This window comes from Paenibacillus sp. V4I5 (assembly GCF_030817255.1).
Lineage (GTDB): Bacteria > Bacillota > Bacilli > Paenibacillales > NBRC-103111 > Paenibacillus_E.
The window spans coordinates 7,148,016-7,169,870 of sequence record NZ_JAUSZB010000002.1 but is presented as its reverse complement, the minus strand read 5'-3'; the positions used below and the strand labels follow the sequence as shown (position 1 = coordinate 7,169,870).

Genomic DNA, 21,855 nt, shown 5'->3' with positions numbered 1-21,855 from the left:
TTTAATTTCCAACGAATTCCCTTATGATCGCAGGCACTCCGCAAGCCAATCAAAGGACTTACGTCCCGATATTTCGTGACTTCCCGGAAAAAGATCCGATTGGAAACAATCCAGAACATTCATGCCATTATAAATCTCCTTAAGCTCCGCAATAGCCTCGCGAACATTCTTTACCGGAAAGATTGGATCGTTCTCGCCTGATTCTACGAACAAATTACGAGGGGCTATTAAGCCGATGAGCTCCGGTTGTTCGGCATCGAGCAGGATACCGGGCAAGTAATTATCGATGCAATGATGCATGGCAAGAATGCTTCCCTGAAACGTATTCGTCCACCCTGCAAGCACGGTGGCCTTAATCCGATCATCTAGTCCTGCTGTAAATGCGCTGATCAGACTGCCTCCGGAAAAGCCGAAAATCCCGATGCGGCTAGCTATGACATCATCTCGAGATTGTATGTAATCCAGCGCCCGGATGGCTTCGTAAACCCGCATGCCCGCCAATGTTCTACCGAACATCAACAATTGGGACGACAGCGTACCGCAGGAGCTGTAGTTCGGATTCGCTATGATCTCTTCCGCCATCCGACGCACTCCGAAACCCATGATTTCCGGGATGACCACAAGCAGCCCCCTCTTCACCAGTTCGACAGCAAAACGGTTATGGATTCCGAGTTCGTTGAGCACGCTGCCGTTCGGAGCCAGACCAACAGCGTCTCGTTGACCATTGCCATGTCCATGGCAAGCCAGCACCGCAGGCCATGAGCCTTTTCCATCTTTCGGTACCAGCACCATGACAGGGACGTCTACGGATTCCATGGTTGTATATTGGATGTGCTCAAGATAATAATCGCCGTAATCCTTCTTCTCCAGCACAATTGGTTGAAGTGGTGTTACCGTTCCGGGAAAGCTTCCCAGCGCTTTCCTTAATCGGCCGCACAGCTCCTGCCGATCTACTCCGGTATGCTTCTTTCCGGACCGCAGCTTAAGCCGCTCATTCTTCGTTTCCTCGTACAATCGCTTCAGAAATTCATCCGTTGTCCAGTTCATACTGCTTCCTCTCTTCCCACACATCCATCAAAAGATGCGGTGCTTCCATCCATTAAGCTTGGATATCGCTTCCACGTAGTAATAATCGCCATATATAAGCGAGACATCAATAAACGATGTGCCGCTGCCAGTAGCATGCAGCAGAATGGCTTCGTGCTCCGGCTGATCCCAAGTCGCATAGTTTTCAGTCAGCGAACGCAGGATCCGCTCTGCTGCACCGGTGTACAACCTCTTTTCTCCTGCTGTTACGAAGTCCGCAAGATCTAGCAAGGCTGAGGCTGCAATAGCAGCAGCTGAGCTGTCCCTCGACATGCCCTCTTCCGATTCCAAACGGAAATCCCAATACGGGACATGATCCTCAGGCAGCGCTGCAATGAAGTAATGCGCGATCCTCTTCGCTGTATGAAGAAACCGCTCATCCTCCGTGTGACGATATGTATTCACAAAACCGTATAATCCCCAGGCCGTACCACGGCTCCACGATGATTCCGGAGATAAGCCTTGGCCGCCAAAGTTTTCGATATAAGCACCCGTCTCGGCGTCGAATGAAAGGATATGTTTCGTCGATCCATCCTCTCGGATGCCATACGCCATCGTCGTCTCGGCATGACGAATCGCCATATGTTTATACCTAGGATCGCCAGTCACCTTACTAGCCCAGAACAGAAGTGAGATGTTCAGCATGCAATCGATAATGACCCAACCGGGTACTGGTTTACCGTCAGGTCCATTATTCCAGGCTCGAATAAATCGCCCAACAGGATTATAACGTGCTGCTAGAAAATTCGCTGCCTCAATCCCTCGGCGGAATCCATCCGAATCCCCTGTTAACGTATTTTTGATAACAGCTGTTGGCAGAAATTGAAATCCTACATCATGATGAAGCTCCTCCGTTGGTTTCACGAACCACTCTTCCAGAAGGCCATCCCAGTGCCAGGCAGCCTCTTTATAGTGATCTTTACCTGTCATGTCATTCATGATCCACAGTATGCCCGGCCAGAAGCCAGTCGTCCACCAATCGGAGCCGATGTCATCAAACTTGCCATCTTCTCCTGCGAAATGCGGACATTTCGTACCCATTTGATCCATCGTACGTGTAACTTTACTATCGAGTCTTACCATGATTTCTTGCCAATATGCTGTACTCATTATGAATACCTCCATCTGTTTTTATTCATTATAGATCACCATTTCACGCAAAAGTTATGATACAATATCAATAAATGTTGATATTTTGTCATATAGGAGGTAGTCCTATGAACCGGCTATTCGAACCTGTTATCTTTGATCATAAAGACATCGTTTGGGATTATCACCTTCGATCCGAAAATGGCTTCAAAGGGTACTATCACTGGCATCAATGCTGTGAAGCAGTCTTTGTACACGAAGGACAGGGCAGCATCGTCCTGAATCGCCAGGCTTACGAAATCAGACGAGGAATGTTCTTCTTCTTCCAGCCTTTTCAACTCCATCGTATCCACGCTATGGTTAGTTCTGAAACACCCTATGTTCGATCCATTTTTTATTTGGATCCTGTTCTCATTGAACAACAATTACGTCCTTTTCCGAAAAAACACGCCCTTTTTACTGCATTATGGCAAGGTAGAGACCGTAATCATGCTTATGATCTTTCCCTACAAGCAGAATCGATAGAATGGATTTACTCATCCTTTGATCGCAATAACGATGACAACGTTCGCGATTGTGAAGATATCACTTTGCTTTTGCTACAACTTTTGAATGTTGTGGACAGTGTGTACGGGAAAGTGAAAGATGTACAAGAGGCGCTGAGAAGAAATCCGCGTTACTCGGAAACGATTATGAGTTGGATCGAAAAGCATTATCAGGATGACGTTAGTCTTGAAAATTTGGCAAAAGAAACACATCTATCCACGAGCTACATTTCTAGAGTTTTTCGTCAGGAGACAGGCAGCAGCGTAACAGATTACTTGACGGCCAGACGGATGAAACAAGCCTGCAGACTGCTTGAGACGACGGATTTGGCAGTCGAGGAAATCGGTATTCGAATCGGCATACCGAACGCCTCTTACTTTATTCAACTCTTTAAACGGGTGATCGGAACAACTCCGCTTAAATACAGGAATGATAGAAACGCACCATCTCTTAAGACGTCTGGATTGGAAAATAAATCGAATAGCTTTCATCTTTAACCTCATATAAAGGAATGAACCTAAATCCGTGGTCCACTCCCTTCGTGCGGTAATATCCGGGATTCCACCAGCCGTGGTTCCGCTCTCGGTCAGGAGCCAACATCGTTTCCGGACGAGAAGGGTCCCCAGAAAGCACCCGCTCCTCACTGGTTAATCCCGCAAGCACGATCGGACCATCTAAGAACGCATAGGTGCCTGGCTCTCCAAGAAGAGGCTCAGCTGTTAGAGCCTTCGAGAGTTCGAGAGTAATCGTATCGCCACTAAGCCATTCTCGGGTGAGTCGGAAGAAGGACGATGCTTCTACTACTTTCTGCTCCGGTTCGGTGCCATTCACTGAAATCTTTGGCCGGCCCTTCAGCCACCAAGGCATTCGCAGCTTCAATGTGAATGTAGTAGCTTGCTCAACCTTGACGGTAATTTTATAAATGAAACTATCAGGACGTTGAACCGGAATGGACGGAATGTTCACTTTCGTAATCGCGGTCATACCTTCAACGGACCAGTTGTTAAGCGGATAAATGCCGTGTTGTCCTTCCTGCTCCAAACGAATACTTATCGCATTGCCGCTGTGATCGCAGTGCAGCTCAGAGGGTAGCCATTGACAGATGGTGATTCCGCTCTCTTCCTCCATGAAAATTTGCGACTCATAGGATGCGTTAGCCTGCATCAGCGTACCGTGACAGCACCAGAAATGCTGAGTCGGCGAGCCCCATGTTTTTTTGCTGCCTGCCGCTGCGCCGAGGAAGTATGAAATCATGCCTGTATCCCCATGTTGATGAGCAAGTACGCCATTCATAAACCGACGTTCCCAATAGTCGGCATAAATGGGATCACCGGTCCATCGGAGAAGCACATGAGCAAGCCGCATCATGTTGTAGTTGCAGCAGTGCTCCTGACCGACGCCGAGTCTGGCAGCCATTTCGTTTGCCGGCATCCATAGCTCGCCATTGTCACCTGCCCCTGTAGCGACATAACCGCGATTTGTAACGGCAATTGCCCAAAACGCTTCCACTATTTTGCGATACCGTTCATCCCCTGTTACTTCCCAAGCCCGTGCAGCACCAAGAATTTCAGGAATTTGTGTATTCGCATGCTTGTTCGTCAGCACATCTTTTCCATCAATCAGTGCATCGAAAAATCGCCGCCGATCGTATCTTCGTATGAGCTCAAGATGCTTCTCATCGCCTGTGATACCGTACAGATCTGCCCATGCTTCCAGCATGCCTCCTGTCTCAAGATCAAGCAGCTCGTCCATCTGCTCCTGCGAGAATTGTCCCGTCCAGCGATAAAACCAGGCTGCGATGCCTGAAATCAGATGTACCGCATGCTCATTGTCCGTGATTGCATAGATTTCATATAATCCCATAAGCAGTTTATGAATCGTATAGTGAGGTGCCCATACGAATTTACCACTAGCTATGCGCTCCATATATGTTTCTGGGAACGCAGCAAGCCACTCCCCTCCATTCGCTTCTTGACAGCGCTTCAATTCAGCTACGATATAATCAGCCTTTGCTTTCACTAATGGATCGCCAGTTTGCGCATAGATGCGCGCAGCTGCCGAAAGCCAGTGACCCATAATATGCCCTCGCAGCTCGCAGGTTGGCGATTCCCAACCCCAATGCCAATGCTCCGGACCATCCATGCTTGTAGTCGTAGCGCTAGTAGTGCCGCCGGTGCCGCTATAGCTCCACAGTCCCGCTTCCAGATAAAAACTACGGAGTAAATTCTCGTTGGTCAGGCTCATCATGTACTGTTTATTTAGTTCAAACCGCTTCTTGAGTGGACCCGGTAGCAATCGAACGTGTCCCGCCTGAAAATCTCTCATGACCGTCTTTCCTCTCATCACTTCTCATCCGTTCCTTTTTTTGTTTTCTTTTTCATTTTAAAGTTATGCTATACTACATTCCATGCACTATATTTTGAATTTTCATATACTTTTTTTGTTATTTATTGAACAGCAAACATTCTGAGAGAGGATTCACTCTATGGACAAGTTCGTTGATTTAACTGCAGACCGATTCCCGTTGATCCGGGATATTGGCTTGAACCGAACGGATACACGATATACCCATCCCGACCGTATGTTGGACTACCATGTATTTCTCTATGTCGCCAAAGGAGGTATGCAAGTCATCGAGGAAGGATCTTCCTATGTTGTAGGTGAACAAGAGTACTTATTCTTAAATAAAGGCTTACACCACTGGGGCTTACCTGAGACGCTGGCGGGAACTTCCTGGTACTGGATACATTTCGACACAGTCGCGGACGAACGTAAGGATTACAAAGAACATACCCCGCGTCCTGAGCTGGAGTACTACTATCCCGATCATTATCAATACCGCATCGTACTGCCCAAATTCGCTACAGCGCCCATAGGAACAGAGAAAAGACTGCATGCTATGATCCATGGAATGCATGATCAGGGTGCTCACAAGATGACACGGGCAAGCTTGAACGTCTATCAATTCTTCCTCGAACTGCATGCGGCCGCTTCCAATCAGGACGGAATCGCCGAAGCTGCTCGTCGGACGACCGAACGAATCATGGCCTATTTGGTGGCACATCTCGAGGAGCCTTTCGATGCAGCCAGACTGCAAACACACTTGAATATGAATTACAGCTACATTTCTGCCTCATTCAAAAGAGCAACGGGCAAAAGCATCGTAGAGACTCATACGATGTTAAAGTTGAACAAGGCAATCGAGCTGATGCGACTAAGCTCGTTGAACTTAGCGGAGATTAGTGAGCGGCTCGGGTATCAGAATCCTTTTTACTTTAGCAGGGTGTTCAAGAAAGTGTATGGCGAATCACCTTCAGCGTACATGCGGCAATTCTACAAGTCTTAAACCAAGGATTTGAAAAGCTGCATAATATCAAAAAGGGGCAGATCGAATTTAAACATTCGTCACCCCTTTTTGTTGTTCAAATCATCTTTATATCCATTTAAAACCGGTCCCTTGCCAGCTCGATTACCAGTAGGGCTTCCAATCTTTCTCTATGCGAATTAATGCTTCAAAATAGAAATAATCGCCCCAAATGTTGCACTCGTTGATGCCCATTCCGCGTGGCTTGTTGTACACGGCGTGAATCAACACGCCATTTGACTCTGGGTAATTCTTGGCCGTGTAGTTTTCGTGCAGTGATTTCAGGATATGCAGTGCCGCATTCTCGTAGACGTTCTTCGACGGGTCTAGAAGCGGCAATTGTTTGGAGAGTTCGAGCAAACCGCATGCGGCAATCGCAGCCGCTGAGCTATCTCGCTCCTGTTCTTTGCCTTCCAAGAAGATCAAATCCCAGTAACAAATAAGATCGTCCGGCAGACGGTTAAGAAAATAGTTTGACAGCTTCTTAGTCAATTCGAGCAGTTCTGTATCACCCGTATATAAATAGCTGAGCGGGAAGCCGCTGATTCCCCAGGCTTGACCACGCGACCAGCATGTATCGTCGGCATAGCCTTGATGAGTTCTTCCGAATCTCGGCAATCCGGTTTTCACGTCCATATAATAAGTATGGTACGTTGATGCATCGTCTCTGACAATATAAGCGGCTGCCTGCTTGACGTGACTTCTCGCTGCTTCGGCGTACCTCGGTTCGCCCGACACTTCAGTCGCCCAGTACAGAAGCGGTAGATTCAAGTTGCAGTCAATAATCATTCTGCCCTGCTGTTCGGGGTCGCTGAGTTCTCCCCAAGCCTGCACGATGCCTGCTTTATCAAAGTAGCGTTCCATTAATAAATCCGCTGCGAGCAAAGCTGTCTGCTTAGCCTCTTCATTGCCGGTTAGCTTATAAGCGGCGACACAAGACAGGGAATACAGAAAACCAATATCATGCGTATTCGTTTCGATCCGTTTCTGCACGCGTTCCTTGTAGCCATGAAGTTGGCTTTCCGCGACATGGCGGTATTTGTCATCCCCGGTATACTCGTAAGCAAGCCAAAGCATACCTGTCCAGAAGCTCGAAGTCCACTCCACATTGTCAATGCCCGGATAAATAAGATTTTCGCTTGCAGGCGCCGGAAATTGATGCGTGAATGCTTCCAGATTACGATCGATTTGCTTAAGGATAAAACCAATGGCTTCCTCTGCAAATGTTGAATCTATGACTGGCGGTTGTCCAAACTGCTCCAGACGGCTCAATGGTTCCAAATTAATCGCATGCACAGGTTATCACTCTTTCTTTTCATTGTAGATTATCTTCATATTCTCACTGTTCCTGTTCTTCAAAAAAAAGCTCCAGCACGTTCGTAAAAACTTCCGGCCGCTCCATATTGGAAAAATGACCTGCATCTGCGATATCCGCTCTGCGAGCGGATCGCACAAGATCGAGCAGTTTTTCCGACGAACGGATGCTGCCCTCCGAGTCGTCCCCCCCAATGATGACAAGAATGGGCTTTTCCACACCGTGTGCGCGAAAGCCGCGTGCGAGATCAGAACCGATCAGGCACTTAGGTTCTCGATGCCTTAGCGTCCATGCAGACCAGTCGCCAATCATTCTCCATAGCTGGCCACGGATTTCATCCTTGTACTTCCCGCAGCTGTCCATCAGATTAATGAACCATTCGTCTACATTCTCTTGGATCACCGGGTCGTTACGCCCTGGTCTTGACGATTGGGATTCGTGAGCAGAATCTGCATCCTGAAACAGTTCATTGTTTACAGACTCATCTTCCTCATTCGCATAGATGGCTCCGCTCGCAACGGAGACAGTCATCACATGATCCGGATGTAGATACAGAAAGTCCAGTGCTACAAAGGCCCCCAAGGATAAACCAACGATATGTGCTTGCTTAATGCCCAGATGATTTATTGCTTTGTACAGATCCTCGGCATGCAAATAATCTTCTCCCTCTTGCGGCATATCGGAAAGGCCGTAGCCTCTTAAGTCATAACGAAGTACCTGATACTGGGTAGCTAAACTCGCAAACTGAGCGTCCCACATTCTACGATCTACGGAATGACCGTGAAGCAGGACGACAGCTGGTCCTGATCCGGAGACTTCGTAGTAGAGCTCTTTTCCACCGATGTCAAGACGCCCTGAATGGATTTGAAGATTGTCCATGTTAATCCTATTCCTTTCGGTCATACCCGTTCACGGTAAGTAAAATAATCGAAATCGGCATGATGTCCGCCGCCGCTCATATCCTGTGCACATACGCCGACCATTGCACCTGTAAAGCCTAGCTTTCCACCGTATTCGTCGGAAAGGACGCCGAAATCGAGCGCAGGCCCGATGGTAGACCAACTGCTTCCGTCTGCGCTGACGGCAAACTGAAGCTTCCTGTGCTCAATCGTCACTCGCAAATAGCAGCGTTCCCAGCCATCGGCAATAACGACGCTATCCAGAAGCTCTTCGTATTTACCCCCGACACTTTTGGCGACGCCGATATGTTTGCCCAAGTGTTCATCATGACTGATGCGCAGATAGTAATAATCCTGTTCGTCATAGTAGCAAACGAGACCGGCCATATGAAAAAACGATTGCGGATCGAACTCGACACATGTTTCCGCTTCGAACTCAAAGTGCTGCACACGACGTGCCACCATACTTTGTTTGTGCCAGGAATTCAGAGACTCCCTGCCGCGTAAGCGAAGATAGCCCGGACGCTTCTGCAAAGAGAGCCAGCTTTCATCAGCCGGCGTTCGGAGCGTGCTGAAATGAATATTCAGTTGAGGAGCATCGAAATCGTCCCTCTCCGGTAAAGGTGCGAACGGATGCGGCTCCAACTCAGGAGCTTTAACTTCCAGTGAAGGTAATCGGGTGCCGTTATCAAGACGGGGCCATCCATCTTCCGTCCATACGATCCGCTGGATCAATGTTTCGCGTCCGAGCGGGTTCAAACGTCTTCCATCAGGCAATACACGTATCCCCAGATGGGAGATATACCATTCTCCGTTCTGTGTCTCTACGAAGGCCGCATGGCCTGCATTTTGCACCGGATGTTCACGATCATAAGCCGTCGTCATCATCGGATTATCCGGAGCTGTTTCGTACGGTCCTTCGATATTACGGGAACGGGCGACAGTAACTGCGTGGTTGCATCCAGTACCACCTTCAGCAGTTATCAAATAATAGTAACCGTCCTTCTTGAACATACTTGGACCCTCGGTGACGCCAATTTCGGTTCCTCGATAAATGACCGACTCCTCTCCAACCAGCCTGCCCTCGGCATGATTGTATTCCTGCATCAAAATACCGCTAAAGCGCGGACGGCCTGTCCGAAAATCCCACCGCATCTGCATCAGCCATTTGCGTCCATCGTCATCGTGGAAAAATGCCGGATCGAATCCTTTGGCGTTCAGATAGATCGGCTCCGACCATGGACCCATGATATTATCAGCCGTAATCAAATAATTGTGCAAGTCTTTAAAAACGCCCTTGCGCCCCACTACATTCGTATATAGCAGATAGAACGTACCGTTATCGTAAGTCAGATTCGGCGCCCAAATACCGCCGGAGCTCGGCACTCCGAGTAGTTCAAGCTGACCGGCCTTTGATAGAGGATGGGTTAGCAGCTGCCAATGGACCATATCTCGCGAATGATAGATCGCAACCCCCGGAAACCACTCGAACGTCGATGTCGCTATGTAATAGTCATCACCGACCCGCAGCATCCATGGGTCTGGGTTAAATCCCGGCAGCACGGGATTCGTAATTTTCAACTTTGCTTCTGATTTTGTCATTTTTGTTCCTCCTGCTATTCTTTTTACATATATGTCGTTTTGTTCTTCAACTTAAACGGATTCCCAGCCGGTTATATGATATCGTTTGCCCTTATAGTTGCCTATGCGTTCAACATCAACACCTTCGTTCCAAGTCAGCTTCACCCAATTAAAGCTGCCTTCACGGTATTCGAATGTTGTTCCGTCATCCTCATAAAGGAAGCAATCTGACGGTCTGTCTCCATAAGCTCTAACGGTGATGTCGAAGGTGGCATCATCTGAAATATATGGCAAAGGTTTAGCAAGCGGTAGAAGTGTACCATCCTTCACGAAGACCGGAATACGTTCCAAGCCTGGCGCAAAGGTGTAGGCTTGTCCGCCTTCGAAGGCCTCATTTGTCCAGAAACACCGCCAGCGGCCTTTCGGCAGATACACGTCGCGCTCTGATGTACCTGTTATGATTGGCGCCACAAGGATAGAATCTCCCATCATGTAGGCATCGTCGATTTCGTACGTATTTGGGTCATCCGGGTAATCCATGACAAGCGCCCGAAAAGGCGGCAACCCTTTTATACTATATTTCGCATAGCTTGTGTATAGGTAAGGAATCAATGTCATACGTATTTCGAACAATGTGCGGCAAATGTCTCGAATATCTTCATAGTTATCGAGGAATTCACCACGTATGTTTTTGTCACGTTCCACTTGCATCCATGGCGGATTCGGAATTCTCCAGCAGTTGAGCAGAGCCATTGGAGAGAAGACTGCCGTTTGAATCCTGCGGATCAAATCTTCGGGGGATTCCGCTTGACGGACTTCGGGCGACCAGAGAAGCCCGGAGAATCCGGAGTTCACGACACCGCGTATAAACACCTTGTGATTGTATAGATCGCTGTAAAGCACAAAGGGAAACGGCGAAGCAAGAGATCCGGAGGATCGGACTTGAGACAGCGTCCTTCGGCCATGCGCTTCGAAAGGAGCCTGTATGGCGGATTGATACAGCGTTCCCAGTTGGTTGTGCATCTGCTCCCCGTCCATCCCTGAGGGGAATTGCGCTATATCCGGGAAGGACCAATTCGAATGCACAAAGTCGGAGCTGTCACATTCATCTAATTTAAATCCGGATATCCCTTTTTCTACAAACTCCTTCAAATGATGCTTGGCGAAGATGTCTCTGGCTTCCTTTACGGACAGGTCAGGGACAAGTCCTTCCCAAACCTCGTAATCACCGGAATAAGGCATCAATTCTTCGTACATGGGGGAAGTCGGATGCACAAAGAGATGCTCCCAGAGGTTGACCCGGTAACTCATACCGTATAATTCATCGAGCATCCCTTCATGGCCCGGGAAACGGCTTTCATCCCATACAAAAGAGCAAGAATATGCCTTCGTTTGCCAACCGGGCTCAAACCCAAATACGTCGACCGGCATCTTATCGTCCCGAAAGCCCTTGGCAAGCCGCATGACATCCTCACGTGAGGCTGCACTGTAAGCCCGGTACCACATCCCGAGACCCCACATAGGAGGTAGAACGCCTCCTCCAGAAAACAGATTATATCGCTGTACGGCAGTCACCATGTCCGGGCCTTCAAACAAATATACATCAATACCTTCCGCTGACGGAATATCGACAACAACCGATCGATCCCCCTCTGTAGACTGGTAGCCGTACAATTCTATTTCAGAGGTTCCGATTTCCTTCTGTTCGAATTTCTTGTTCTCCGAAGCTCCTTTACGCAAATTAGTCCCGCAATAGAAAGTTGCGTAGCGCGAAGTGTCAATAAAGACGCCATATCCTGCGGTTGTTACATAAAACGGTACAGGTGCATGACTATCTCCTGTATCGGCCACGGGATCGCTGTTGACGCGAATCACTTTCTTTCTGCCTGTATGATCCACACGGTGCAGCTGCAGTCCGAAACCATAAATATGTTCATCGGCTTTCAGAGGAAGTTCAAGATAAATCCCTCTTGCCGATTGCTTTATCACGATGTCACTAAGTGAGAAGGGGGAAACTCCTTGGCAATCGAGCTTCCCGAGTTCTTCCGTTTTCACTTCCGTTTCACGATGATTAACCGGAGTGTGGGCTTCGGGCTGTCCGAAACGCACTCTCCATATGCCGTTTGCTATTTTGTCCATCGTTAACCTTCTTTCTGTGTTTTGCCCAGAAACGAGCCAATAATTTCATCAACATCAAACGATATTTGTTCTGATTATATCCCTTCGACCATCGAAAAAGTTATAATAAAATATGAGAAAATGTTTGAATCTTATCCACTTTGGGGAATTATGAACCTGCAGTCGAACCCGTTTATTTTGAACCAAACTCGTTGATTTGGGACTATAAAATACGTATCGACCATGATTTTAAAGGATATTATCACTGGCATCAGTGCTGCGAGATACTTTTTGTTCACGAAGGGCAAGGAACCGTCGTTGTTAATCAGCAGACGCACGACATTCGGAGGTATGTTTTTTTTCTTTCATCCCTATCAATTACAAAAGAACCTCCAATTCCACTAGAATGAAGTGGAGATGGAGGTTCTCTTTCTTCCTATTGATTATCGGATTGATCATGAGGCACAGTGACGGTTACGGAAGTAACCGTTTTGTTGCCCGCTTTATCGGTTGCCGTGTAGGTAATCATATAGATACGTGATTTTTCTGCACGTAAACTAAAAGAAGTGGCGGCTGTACCGAAATTGGCCTGAATGTCGCCTTGGCCGCTATCCGGTTGATTGCTCGTGATGGACGTTAATACTACGGATTCAACGCCCGATGTAGCATCACTCGAATTTAATATAACATTAATAGTCACCATTTTATGTTCTGCCGGCCAAATAGACGTTTTATCCAATTGGACAATTAATGATGGCTCCGTCTTATCAACCTTAAATTCGACGGTTTTGAGTTGTTCTACATTACCTGCTTGATCCGTGCTGCGATAACCGACCTTATGAGTCCCTTCACCGAAGGCCGGAATGGAACCTGTGTAGGTGATCCAGGCACCGTCATTTACTTGATATTCGGTTGTCACAGCTCCTCCGTATACATTGGCGCTAACGGATAAGCTTACCGTAACATCCGTTGTATACCAGCTGTTCTTCCCGTTAGGGGCAGTCGGACTTAACGTTGCGGCTGTTACAGGGGCAATCTTGTAAATGTTGCTTACTGTAAGACTGGTTACGTTGGATATGTTGCCTACGGCATCCGTTCCTCTTGCATAAACGGTGTCATTTTCCGAAACGACGACTGAGGCGGTATACGCTGTCCATGTGCCGCTAGCACCCACTTTATATTCTTTCACTGCTGCATCTGCCGGATAGTTGATCGTTATGGTGACGCCTTGGTTTGTCGGTGCTGAGGTATCTACAGCTAATGTTGCATCCACCGGTGCTATATGATCGATATTGTTGACCTCTTTGCTAGTTACATTAGATACATTGCCTGCAGCATCCGTTCCTCTTGCATACACGGTATCGTTTGCGGAAACAACCACGGGAGCCCCATAAGCTGTCCAGTTGCCGCTTTCGCCCACTTTGTATTCTTTCACCGCTGCATCTGCCGGATAGCTGATCGTTACGTTAACGTCGGTGTTGGTCGGCGCTGCCACATCTGCATCGAAGGTGGCATCGGCCGGAGCGGTCGCATCCAGCTTGAATGAGACGTTCCGGGCAAATTCTACGCCGCCCCCGCTATCCCTCGATTCATACCAAACCGAATACAAGCCATCCTGATTGAACGCAATCGGTCCCGTATAGGTTTGCCAAGTTTGACCTTCATCAAGGGTATAAACGGTGTTTTTCACTGGAAGCACCGAAGCGGATGCCGTTAACGCCAATGAAACCGGATGCACATACCACCCATTTTGCCCGTCGGGTGCCGTGTTTGACAATTCGGCTGTTGTAACCGGCGAATCCAGCGGGGTTAAATAATCGAAGCGCCCGTAATCGTTGGTTACATTGTCCACATTCGCTTTCAACAGTCCCGTTGCCGAATCGACTGCCACATATTTGCCGTTCACCATCGACTTCATGACGTTGCCTGAACCATTATTGCTGTAAGCAAACGTTTGTTCAGTTCCGATGGTGTTCGAATTGGCCGCTAGTGTGCCGTCCGGCATCACGGTCAAATATTTATTGTTGGCAAGCGACCGGTAAGCGTACAAATTGCTTGTGCCGAGGTATTCCAAAGCATACTGGTACGACTTCGCCTCGTTCTTGAGGATGAGTGTCGGACGGTTGCCTGCTGTAGTTGCCTCTTTGGTGCTGTAGTCCACTCCATCGCCATTAAGAAGAGATTGAATTCGGACGGAAAGCTTCTTATCCCCGGATCGGGCTAGTTCGGCGTTCAATTGATTCGTCACGTCAAACTGGATAAAGCCTGCTGCTTTCGGCTTTGGCCAAGTGGCAAGAACGGTGCCGGAGGCCGGTTTCGTACTCCAGGTAATGCCGCTCTCGATCCAACTATCGTCCGCTACATAATCGGCCTCCGTATTGCCTACATTGGCGCCTACAGATGTGGCGTACAGCCTCACAGTAGCGGAATCGACCTTGGTTCCTGCGTATCCGCTCAAGTCGAATTTGAGATAGGCTTCCCGCGTGAAATCTGCTGTAGATAGCTTGCTCGTCATCGTTGCGTCCGGGCCATAGTTGATATTGGAAGACGTGCCTCCGCGTACATTGGCATCTGCCGCAGAGATGAACTGCTGTTCCACGGAAGCCGGTGATTGATCGTTAATGACAACGATAGATTTGCCTGCACCGCGATTCGTAATCGTGATTGTCTCCGACTTGCCCCACTGATCGGAATGCGGGGTATCTTGGCTGTTGAATAACAGTCCCCCGTACGACGGGAAGTCTAGGGCAAACGCTTGAAACGGTTGTCTCGCTATCACTTGTTTGGTATAGGGCAGCATGGAATCCGGCAAACCAGTCTCATTAACATAGAGGTTATAGACCTGATGGAATATCGGACTGAATTTCCCCCGGCCTCTCGGCGAAATCGCCAAACCAGGGATCCATGAGAAGCCCTTCGACATGTCGTCCAGCGTGTAGCCTACACCTGGGATTGGTGTATAAGGAACATCGTAGCCCAAGTTATACTTCGCCGTATATTCGATGCCTTTGAGTAACCGGTACGTATTGTTCGGATACGAGTACATATCGCCACCGCTAGGAACCGCTGCCCTCTGATTCCAGCCAATCTGCGCCGCTTCGGCTAGACCTGCGAGACCCCCCTGAGTGTGATCTTGGTCACGGCCGCTTTCCTGAACCTGGCCGTCGTCATTTTGGATATAATGCATGACGGTTCCGTTGCCTGCACCATTCTTATAATAGTCTACGGCTTGATTATAAATTTCTTTATTTCCCGTCCAAATGCCGAAGGAAAGATTGAAGACCGTATCGACGGCGTCCCAGTTTCCGTTTGCCCAGCCGCCATTCACCTGACCGTACGTGCTTGTTAGCGGATAGAATACGTTCGTCATCATGTCGGTGAATTTGCTTACATCCGCAGAGGACCACCCCGCATTACTGTACCGAATGATCTCGGCGGCGTTCAGCAGCTTGTACCCGTAGATGCTCGCCGCCAATTGGGCGTCATGGCCTTGGATGGAGGTCAAATTGTAGGACCAGCCGTTCAGAATTTGGATCGTATGATCCGCATAAGCTTGATCTCCGCTAATATTCCATTCGATCGCATTCAGAAGGGCTGCCGATGCGCTGTAATACAGATCGGTATTTCCTTTATTTCCATTCACAGCATCATTTCTGTAAACAATTGGATGATAATTGGATGGAGCATAATTCAAAGAAGCTGTTGGATTCGCTTTTAAATTGTTCCATTCGTAAATTGCCGGAGCTTGATTGGAAGCAACTAGCTGTTTCATGCGATCCAGATCAGCCTGTGTAAAGATCATTCCGGGATGGACAAAGCTTACGTCGGCAGCGGCTGTCTGCGGCTGGCCGACGGCTCCCGCGAACAAAGCTAGAGGCAAGGCCAAGCCTAAAATAAGTTTCGAGACAAGTTTTTTTCTCAATCGGTTGATTCGCATGTCAACTCTCCTCCAAGTTATCGTGATTATGTGTAAGCAATTAAAGTAACCCGGCCTTGGGCTCTATCATAGTCAAGCCCAAGGCCAGGTATAGTTCAGGTTTCGATTAAAATCAACAATCGGCAACGATTTAATTATTCAGTATCGGATTGATCATGAGGTACCGTAACGGTTACAGGAACAAACGTTTTGTTACCCGCTTTATCGGTTGCCGTATAAGTGATGGTATAGATACGTGATTTTTCCGCACGTAAACTAAATGAAGTGGCGGCTGTACCGAAATTGGCCTGAATGTCGCCTTGGCCGCTATCCGGTTGATTGCTCGTGATGGAGGTTAATACTACGGATTCAACGCCCGATGTAGCATCACTCTGATTCAGCGTCACATTGATCGTCACCATTTTATGTTCCGCCGGCCAAATCGACGTCTTATCCAGCTGCACGGATAGCGCTGGCGCTGTCTTGTCAACTTTAAACTCGACGGTTTTAAGTTCTTCTACATTGCCTGCCTGATCCTTGCTGCGGTAACCGAACTTATACGTTCCTTCGCTGAAGACAGGAATGGAGTCGGTATAGGCGGTCCAAGCACCGTCATTCACCTGATATTCCGTTGTCACTGCTCCTCCGTAAACATTGGAGGTTACGGATAAGCTTACCGATACAGCTGTCGTGTACCAGCTGTTGTTCCCGTTAGGCGCAGCCGGACTTAACGTTGCAGTTGTGACGGGGGCAATCTTGTAAATGTTGCTTACTGTCATGCTCGTTACATTCGACACATTGCCTACGGCATCCGTTCCTCTTGCATACACGGTTTCATTATCAGAAACAATGACTGGAGCGGAGTATGCTGTCCATGTGCCGCTTTCGCCAACTTTGTATTCTTTCACCGCTGCGTCTGCCGGGTAGCTGATCGTTACGGTAACACCTTGGTTGGTTGGCGCTGTGGTGTCTACAGCTATAGTTGCATCTACCGGTGCTACATGATCAATGTTGTTTACCTCATAGCTGGTTACATTGTTTACGTTACCTGCAGCATCCGTTCCTCTTGCATACACCGTGTCGTTTGCGGAAACAACCACGGGAGCCCCGTAAGCTGTCCATGTACCGCTTTCGCCAACTTTGTACTCCACCACAGCGGCATCAGCCGGATAGCCGATCGTGAGAGTAACATCACTGTTGGTCGGCGCTGTAACGTCTGGGGAGAAAGTGGCATCGGTAGGTGCCGTCTTGTCAATGTTTACTGCAACCGTATGCGGCTGTTCCACATTGCCTGCCGAGTCCACGCTCCAATACACTAACGTATGCGTTCCCTCGGTAGTCAAAGTAACCGAATTCCCGGTTTGTTGCGCGCCGCCGTCTACTTTGAAAAAGGTTGAGGCAACGCCGGAATCTGCATCAGTCGCATTGAAGCTTACCTTCGTATCCTTGTTGACCGATCCCTGCGGTGCATCATCCGTTGTAACCGGAGGCGTCAGGTCGGCCGCTTTCACTGCCCCATGCAATCTAAGTTCAGCTATATTACCGAACCACCCACTCGGATTGAAAATACGGATATATCGGTACGGTACTTTGCTGCTAATCGTAAAGCTTTGCCAATCCGCTGTAGATACCGCTGCTTTTGTAAGCGCCGTCCAAGTCGTATTATCGTTGGATCCCTGGACCACTGCACCATTAATTCTTGTAAATAAATTTTGGTCTTGTCTTCCCAGCAATTCTACACTCGAAAGCGTAGCTTGATTGCCTGCTTTAAAGTCAAACGTAATGTAGCTTCCCGTACCGGAGCTGCTGCCCAAACGGAAATCGGAACTCGTATTTAAATTGCTATCGAACAGATAATTCACCTGTTGCAATGTTATTGCTGCCGTTCTTCCTGAAGTAGAATCGATTAAATTGGCAATACTAGCTACATTGCTAATCAAATCCGACTCGTCAGCCAGGAACAGCGTGGTATTATCCGATGTAGTCGTGATGGGGAATCCATCCGCTCCATCTTGCTGTTTGTAATTAATGGTGAATTTCACTGTGCCTGCTGCTGCGCCTTGATTCAATGTCGCCACGGCCGTAAAGTTGATATTGTCTTGTGTGCTAACCGTTGCATCTTGGCCTTGAATGGCAACCTTGACGTTATTGATCGCTTCTTTTGCTTTGATTATTAATTTGACCGTGTTGCCCGGAACAATCCTTTTATTGAGGTTTTGATCCGAACTCAATGAAGCTGATTCGATTTTGCTTAGGGACTTAACAACACCATGGAATCTCAATTCAGCCATATTTCCAAACCATCCATTTGGATTGAGAATACGGATATAACGGTAAGATTCTGTGCCGCTAATCGCCAGCGTTTGCCAATCTATCGTAGATGTTGCTGCTTTCGAGAGAGTTGTCCAGGTCGCATTATCGTTGGATCCCTGAACCACTGCACCCCTGATTCTGCTGTATAGATTATTATCTTGTCTTGCAAGAAGCTCTACACTCGAAAGCGAAGTTTGATTACCTTCCTTGAAATCAAAGGTAATGAAGCTTCCAGATCCCCCGCCGTTTAAACGATAATCGGAAGACGTGCTTAAATCGTTGTCAAATAGATAATTCGTCTGTTTCAAGGTTTCTGCTGCTGTTCTTCCTGAACTTGTAGTAGAATCAATTAAATTGGTAATACTAACCACATTGCGGATCAAATCCGACTCATCGGCAAGGTAAAGCTTGGAGTTGTCGGTTGTAAAATAGGTTGTGTCTCCATTGGTTCCGTCATTCTTTTTGTAGTCGATGGCAAATTTCACTATACCCGTTTGTACATTCTCATTCAAAGTCGCCACGGCCGTAAAATTGATATTATCTTGCGTGCTAACCGCTGCATCCTGGCCTTGAATTTTGACACTAACGTTATTGATGGCTTCTTTTGCTTTAATCGTTAATTTTACCGTATTGCCTAGAACTATCCTGCCATTGACGCTCTTATCTGAACCTATCGAAACCGACTCTAGCTTGTTATTAATCTCATGGCGCTCGCCGAAGATTCTTAATTCGGACAATTCAAGCAAGTTCTGTATATTACCGCGAAGAACATCAGGCTGTGGATCAATCATTTCTAACTTGATAAACCGGAATTTCTCATTTTTGTAGGCATCGGCTACGTCTAATTTTGAAAAGCCATCCGTAAACGCTGTTTGTTCCGGTGTTATCCGCGTCCAGTTTTCCTTGTCATTGGACCCGAATACCGTCATGCCTGCCATACGATCCACGAAATTCATTCTGCCTTGCATAGCAATAGCATCAGCTGTTACTTTATAATCCGGCCCGAAATCCAAGATATGGTACAAATTCGGATACGGCGCCAGCGTATAGACTGGAAAAGTATTATTGTTACCATCCACGAGGAGAGAGATCGAATTGCCAAAGCTGGATGTAATCATATTGGTATAAGCCATACTTCCGTCAGCTTGTAATGAAGGCGTTAACAATTGAAGGCTTTCGACCGCACTCCTCAGGGTTATCAATTGCTGAGAAAAGGCGCTATCTGACGCAGTCTGAATCTGACTTATGGTGTTATTATATACGGTATTAAAATTATTCAGCGATCCTGAAACGTAACTTATGTTTGGATTATATGGCGCAATAGCCGCTTGTACGGCAGAAGCCCTGTCACTACCAACAATAATATTGGCCTTCTTGGTTGCAATCGTTGTGCCGTCAGAAGCCTCAACGATAAAGGAATACGCTCCGGCTTGCGTCGGCTGCCACGAAAATGCGCCCGTATTCGCATTTAAATCGGCGTCTTCCGGCTTATTGCCACTCTGATAAGCAACCGTATCCGTCGTACCAGAATCCGTAGCTGAGAAGTCCAAAGTCAATGGCGACCCGACAAAGGCAAAAATATTCAAATCCGAATTTCCAGCTTTAAATGAAGGAGGTGTCAGCCCAGTGCCTGCCTGAACATTGAAGTGGTCAAAATCAACCGTCGTGCCTGCTCCTTTTACATTCATATAAACGAGGCTGTAATCGCCATCGAGCTGACCATAGGAAACATTATTAATTCCCATATCATAGGTTATATATTTCCATTGACCCTTCGTATTCGGCAGCGCCAACGTATAGTATGGCGTTGTTACGCCGTTACTTAACTCTAATATAGCCGGGCCGCCCGTTCTAAATTTTAATCCAATAAGACGGGAATTCGTACGATCAGCGTAGGATAGATTCTGTACGGCAATTTCACTTCCTTGAGCTGTTGCCGTAAACTCCACATAGGAGGTATCTCCCTCTTGCTTGGTAGCCGTATTGTTGTCAAATGCCGTATAACGGTCTTCTACTTCTACCAGCGCAGCGCTTGTTTGCTCCTTGGGAAGATACTTCGCCCCCTCAGACTCAGCCGCCTTTGGCATATAAATCCAGAAGTCTCCGCCTCCATCCACGCTTTCCCAAGCTTGAGTAAGTGCCCCTTTATAGTAATAATTGGATGGACTTCTCTTGGTAAATGCATCATATAAGTAAGGCGCTTTATCTGCTACATTAATCCCTTTCACATACGTATAGTAATAGTACATATCCCAAAATAAAGCGGTATTCGTTCTTCCTCTATAAGAGTCCGAGAACTTTTGGTAGATGCCTCTTACCGTTCCATCAGGGTAAGTGGAGTATGGAACTGGCACCCAGGGTGTGTCATGGCCAAGCATGTACTTCCAAAAGAAGTCGCCGGCCACTAAAAATCTATCATCCAGAAACTCATAATAACCTACTGCATTGTCTTGTGTGGATACAGTGCCTTCCACCGGGTCGACTTTAGTGCCTTGGGCAAGAAACATACGAGAAAGGATGGCCGAATTCGTTAAGTCACCGGCGCCATGCGCTTGGTCTCGACCCATCTCCACATGCTGAACGACCGGCTTATCCAATTTCTCGCCTGTCGCTGCATTGGTATCAATCAATCGGAATAGTTGCTTAATGGATCCATTGAAGCCCTGATTGACAGCCGTCTTATTAACGGTTGCCCATTCGACAGCCTCATTATATCTCTCTCTGTTTTCGGTAAAGATATAACCTGCCATTGCCCCCAGCAGCGGATAATTATGTTGATTCATAAAATGGTTATTTTCATGCTGAAAGGTTTCGATTGCCGGAGTAATCAGATTAGCCGTAAAATCGGCCGTATCCTTATCCGTCCATTTCAGCTCTTCGGTTTGGGAACTGGAGTACCTTAAGATTTCGGCCGCAGCTACCATACGATTGAGAGGTATTCCCGTGTGAATATGCGCGTCATTAAAATACACGTATTTCGCAGGATCCATCTGGGACCAAATACGGATAATGCGCATCGCATTTGCCCGATAAACCTCATCGCCGGTAACATAATACATAAGCGTCTGTGTATACGCCTTCAAAGCATCTTGTATAAATCTCTGATTAAAGCCCTGACTGTCAAAAGAAGTGACGGCCGGTTTTGTCGGATCTGTGGAGCTTTGGTTGCTCGACGTAATCGTTGTTGAAGAGGTTGAAGATACGGTCATTGCCTTATAATAGGAGTACCAAGGCTCCTTTTGCGCCAGTACCTGTGTTCTCATGTTTTCAAGTGTGGCTTTCGTTAAGCCGACACCCGGGTGGGTAAAGCCATTGGTGATCGTTTCATTGATTTCGACTTGATATCCTGCGCTGACGGTTTCGTCCGCAGCCGTAGCCGTGCTAATCGGCATAAGCGTTGCAATCATATTCACTACGGCAACTACCGCTAGTAAACGCTTCCATAGAACTCCTATATGAAAAGTAGTCTTACGCATCATGTGGTTCCTCCTTGAAAAGATATAGCCTCTTGGCATTCGCCGAGGCAGATGGGGATAAGGTTCTTTGTACTAGCAAAGATATTTGTCGCATACATGTAATTCTTGTATGTTTATTTGGAGTAAGAGCGAGTGCCGAGTTGAACGATACA

Annotated in this window: 11 protein-coding genes; 2 read left to right on the top strand and 9 right to left on the bottom strand. The window is 47.6% G+C overall.

What is annotated here, in order from left to right; translation table 11 throughout:
• Window positions 1–21 precede the first annotated feature (21 nt).
• Window positions 22–1,047 carry a dienelactone hydrolase family protein gene (locus tag QFZ78_RS34360; RefSeq protein WP_307554008.1) on the bottom strand — a complete coding sequence of 342 codons (1,026 nt, stop codon included), beginning with the start codon at window positions 1,045–1,047 and terminating at the stop codon, window positions 22–24.
• A 27-nt stretch (window positions 1,048–1,074) separates the two neighbouring features.
• A complete protein-coding gene (locus QFZ78_RS34355) occupies window positions 1,075–2,196 on the bottom strand; it encodes a glycoside hydrolase family 88 protein (protein WP_307554006.1) in 1,122 nt (373 codons plus the stop codon).
• 107 nt (window positions 2,197–2,303) lie between these two features.
• On the opposite strand from QFZ78_RS34355, the gene QFZ78_RS34350 reads away from it, so the two are divergent.
• Window positions 2,304–3,218 (top strand): AraC family transcriptional regulator, encoded by a 915-nt coding sequence (locus tag QFZ78_RS34350; protein WP_307554003.1) that lies wholly within the window; start codon window positions 2,304–2,306, stop codon window positions 3,216–3,218.
• Here the strand turns inward: QFZ78_RS34350 and QFZ78_RS34345 are convergent.
• Complete coding sequence (locus QFZ78_RS34345) at window positions 3,172–5,046, bottom strand: beta-L-arabinofuranosidase domain-containing protein (RefSeq protein ID WP_307554001.1); 1,875 nt, start codon at window positions 5,044–5,046, stop codon at window positions 3,172–3,174. The genes QFZ78_RS34350 and QFZ78_RS34345 overlap by 47 nt on opposite strands.
• Window positions 5,047–5,206: 160 nt before the next feature.
• Between QFZ78_RS34345 and QFZ78_RS34340 the strand changes: the two genes are divergently transcribed.
• The gene (locus tag QFZ78_RS34340) at window positions 5,207–6,067 is read left to right on the top strand and encodes a helix-turn-helix domain-containing protein (RefSeq protein ID WP_307553999.1); all 861 of its coding nucleotides are present in this window, start codon (window positions 5,207–5,209) and stop codon (window positions 6,065–6,067) included.
• A 123-nt stretch (window positions 6,068–6,190) separates the two neighbouring features.
• Here QFZ78_RS34340 and QFZ78_RS34335 read toward each other — a convergent pair whose 3' ends face one another.
• The 6 genes from QFZ78_RS34335 to QFZ78_RS34310 form a co-directional block, all read right to left on the bottom strand.
• Entirely contained in the window at window positions 6,191–7,381 is a 1,191-nt protein-coding gene (locus tag QFZ78_RS34335) for a glycoside hydrolase family 88 protein (RefSeq protein ID WP_373461089.1), read from the bottom strand.
• A 43-nt stretch (window positions 7,382–7,424) separates the two neighbouring features.
• Window positions 7,425–8,279 (bottom strand): alpha/beta fold hydrolase, encoded by an 855-nt coding sequence (locus tag QFZ78_RS34330; protein ID WP_307553998.1) that lies wholly within the window; start codon window positions 8,277–8,279, stop codon window positions 7,425–7,427.
• 20 nt (window positions 8,280–8,299) lie between these two features.
• Complete coding sequence (locus tag QFZ78_RS34325; protein WP_307553996.1) at window positions 8,300–9,901, bottom strand: glycoside hydrolase family 43 protein; 1,602 nt, start codon at window positions 9,899–9,901, stop codon at window positions 8,300–8,302.
• Between the two features lie 51 nt (window positions 9,902–9,952).
• On the bottom strand, window positions 9,953–12,019 hold the full coding sequence (locus QFZ78_RS34320) for a glycoside hydrolase family 31 protein (RefSeq protein WP_307553994.1): 2,067 nt from the start codon (window positions 12,017–12,019) through the stop codon (window positions 9,953–9,955).
• 415 nt (window positions 12,020–12,434) lie between these two features.
• Window positions 12,435–15,935: an OmpL47-type beta-barrel domain-containing protein gene (locus QFZ78_RS34315; protein ID WP_307553992.1), complete on the bottom strand. Its 3,501-nt coding sequence runs from the start codon at window positions 15,933–15,935 to the stop codon at window positions 12,435–12,437.
• A gap of 134 nt (window positions 15,936–16,069) precedes the next feature.
• Window positions 16,070–21,706 (bottom strand): OmpL47-type beta-barrel domain-containing protein, encoded by a 5,637-nt coding sequence (locus tag QFZ78_RS34310; RefSeq protein WP_307553990.1) that lies wholly within the window; start codon window positions 21,704–21,706, stop codon window positions 16,070–16,072.
• Between the last annotated feature and the right edge of the window lie 149 nt (window positions 21,707–21,855).

Bases quoted from the DNA above. Each gene is read 5' to 3' on its own strand.
- QFZ78_RS34315 (WP_307553992.1), bottom strand. From the start codon at position 15,935: ATGCGAATCAACCGATTGAGAAAAAAACTTGTCTCGAAACTTATTTTA.
- QFZ78_RS34360 (WP_307554008.1), bottom strand. From the start codon at position 1,047: ATGAACTGGACAACGGATGAATTTCTGAAGCGATTGTACGAGGAAACG.
- QFZ78_RS34310 (WP_307553990.1), bottom strand. From the start codon at position 21,706: ATGATGCGTAAGACTACTTTTCATATAGGAGTTCTATGGAAGCGTTTA.
- QFZ78_RS34325 (WP_307553996.1), bottom strand. From the start codon at position 9,901: ATGACAAAATCAGAAGCAAAGTTGAAAATTACGAATCCCGTGCTGCCG.
- QFZ78_RS34345 (WP_307554001.1), bottom strand. From the start codon at position 5,046: ATGAGAGATTTTCAGGCGGGACACGTTCGATTGCTACCGGGTCCACTC.
- QFZ78_RS34320 (WP_307553994.1), bottom strand. From the start codon at position 12,019: ATGGACAAAATAGCAAACGGCATATGGAGAGTGCGTTTCGGACAGCCC.
- QFZ78_RS34350 (WP_307554003.1), top strand. From the start codon at position 2,304: ATGAACCGGCTATTCGAACCTGTTATCTTTGATCATAAAGACATCGTT.
- QFZ78_RS34355 (WP_307554006.1), bottom strand. From the start codon at position 2,196: ATGAGTACAGCATATTGGCAAGAAATCATGGTAAGACTCGATAGTAAA.
- QFZ78_RS34330 (WP_307553998.1), bottom strand. From the start codon at position 8,279: ATGGACAATCTTCAAATCCATTCAGGGCGTCTTGACATCGGTGGAAAA.
- QFZ78_RS34340 (WP_307553999.1), top strand. From the start codon at position 5,207: ATGGACAAGTTCGTTGATTTAACTGCAGACCGATTCCCGTTGATCCGG.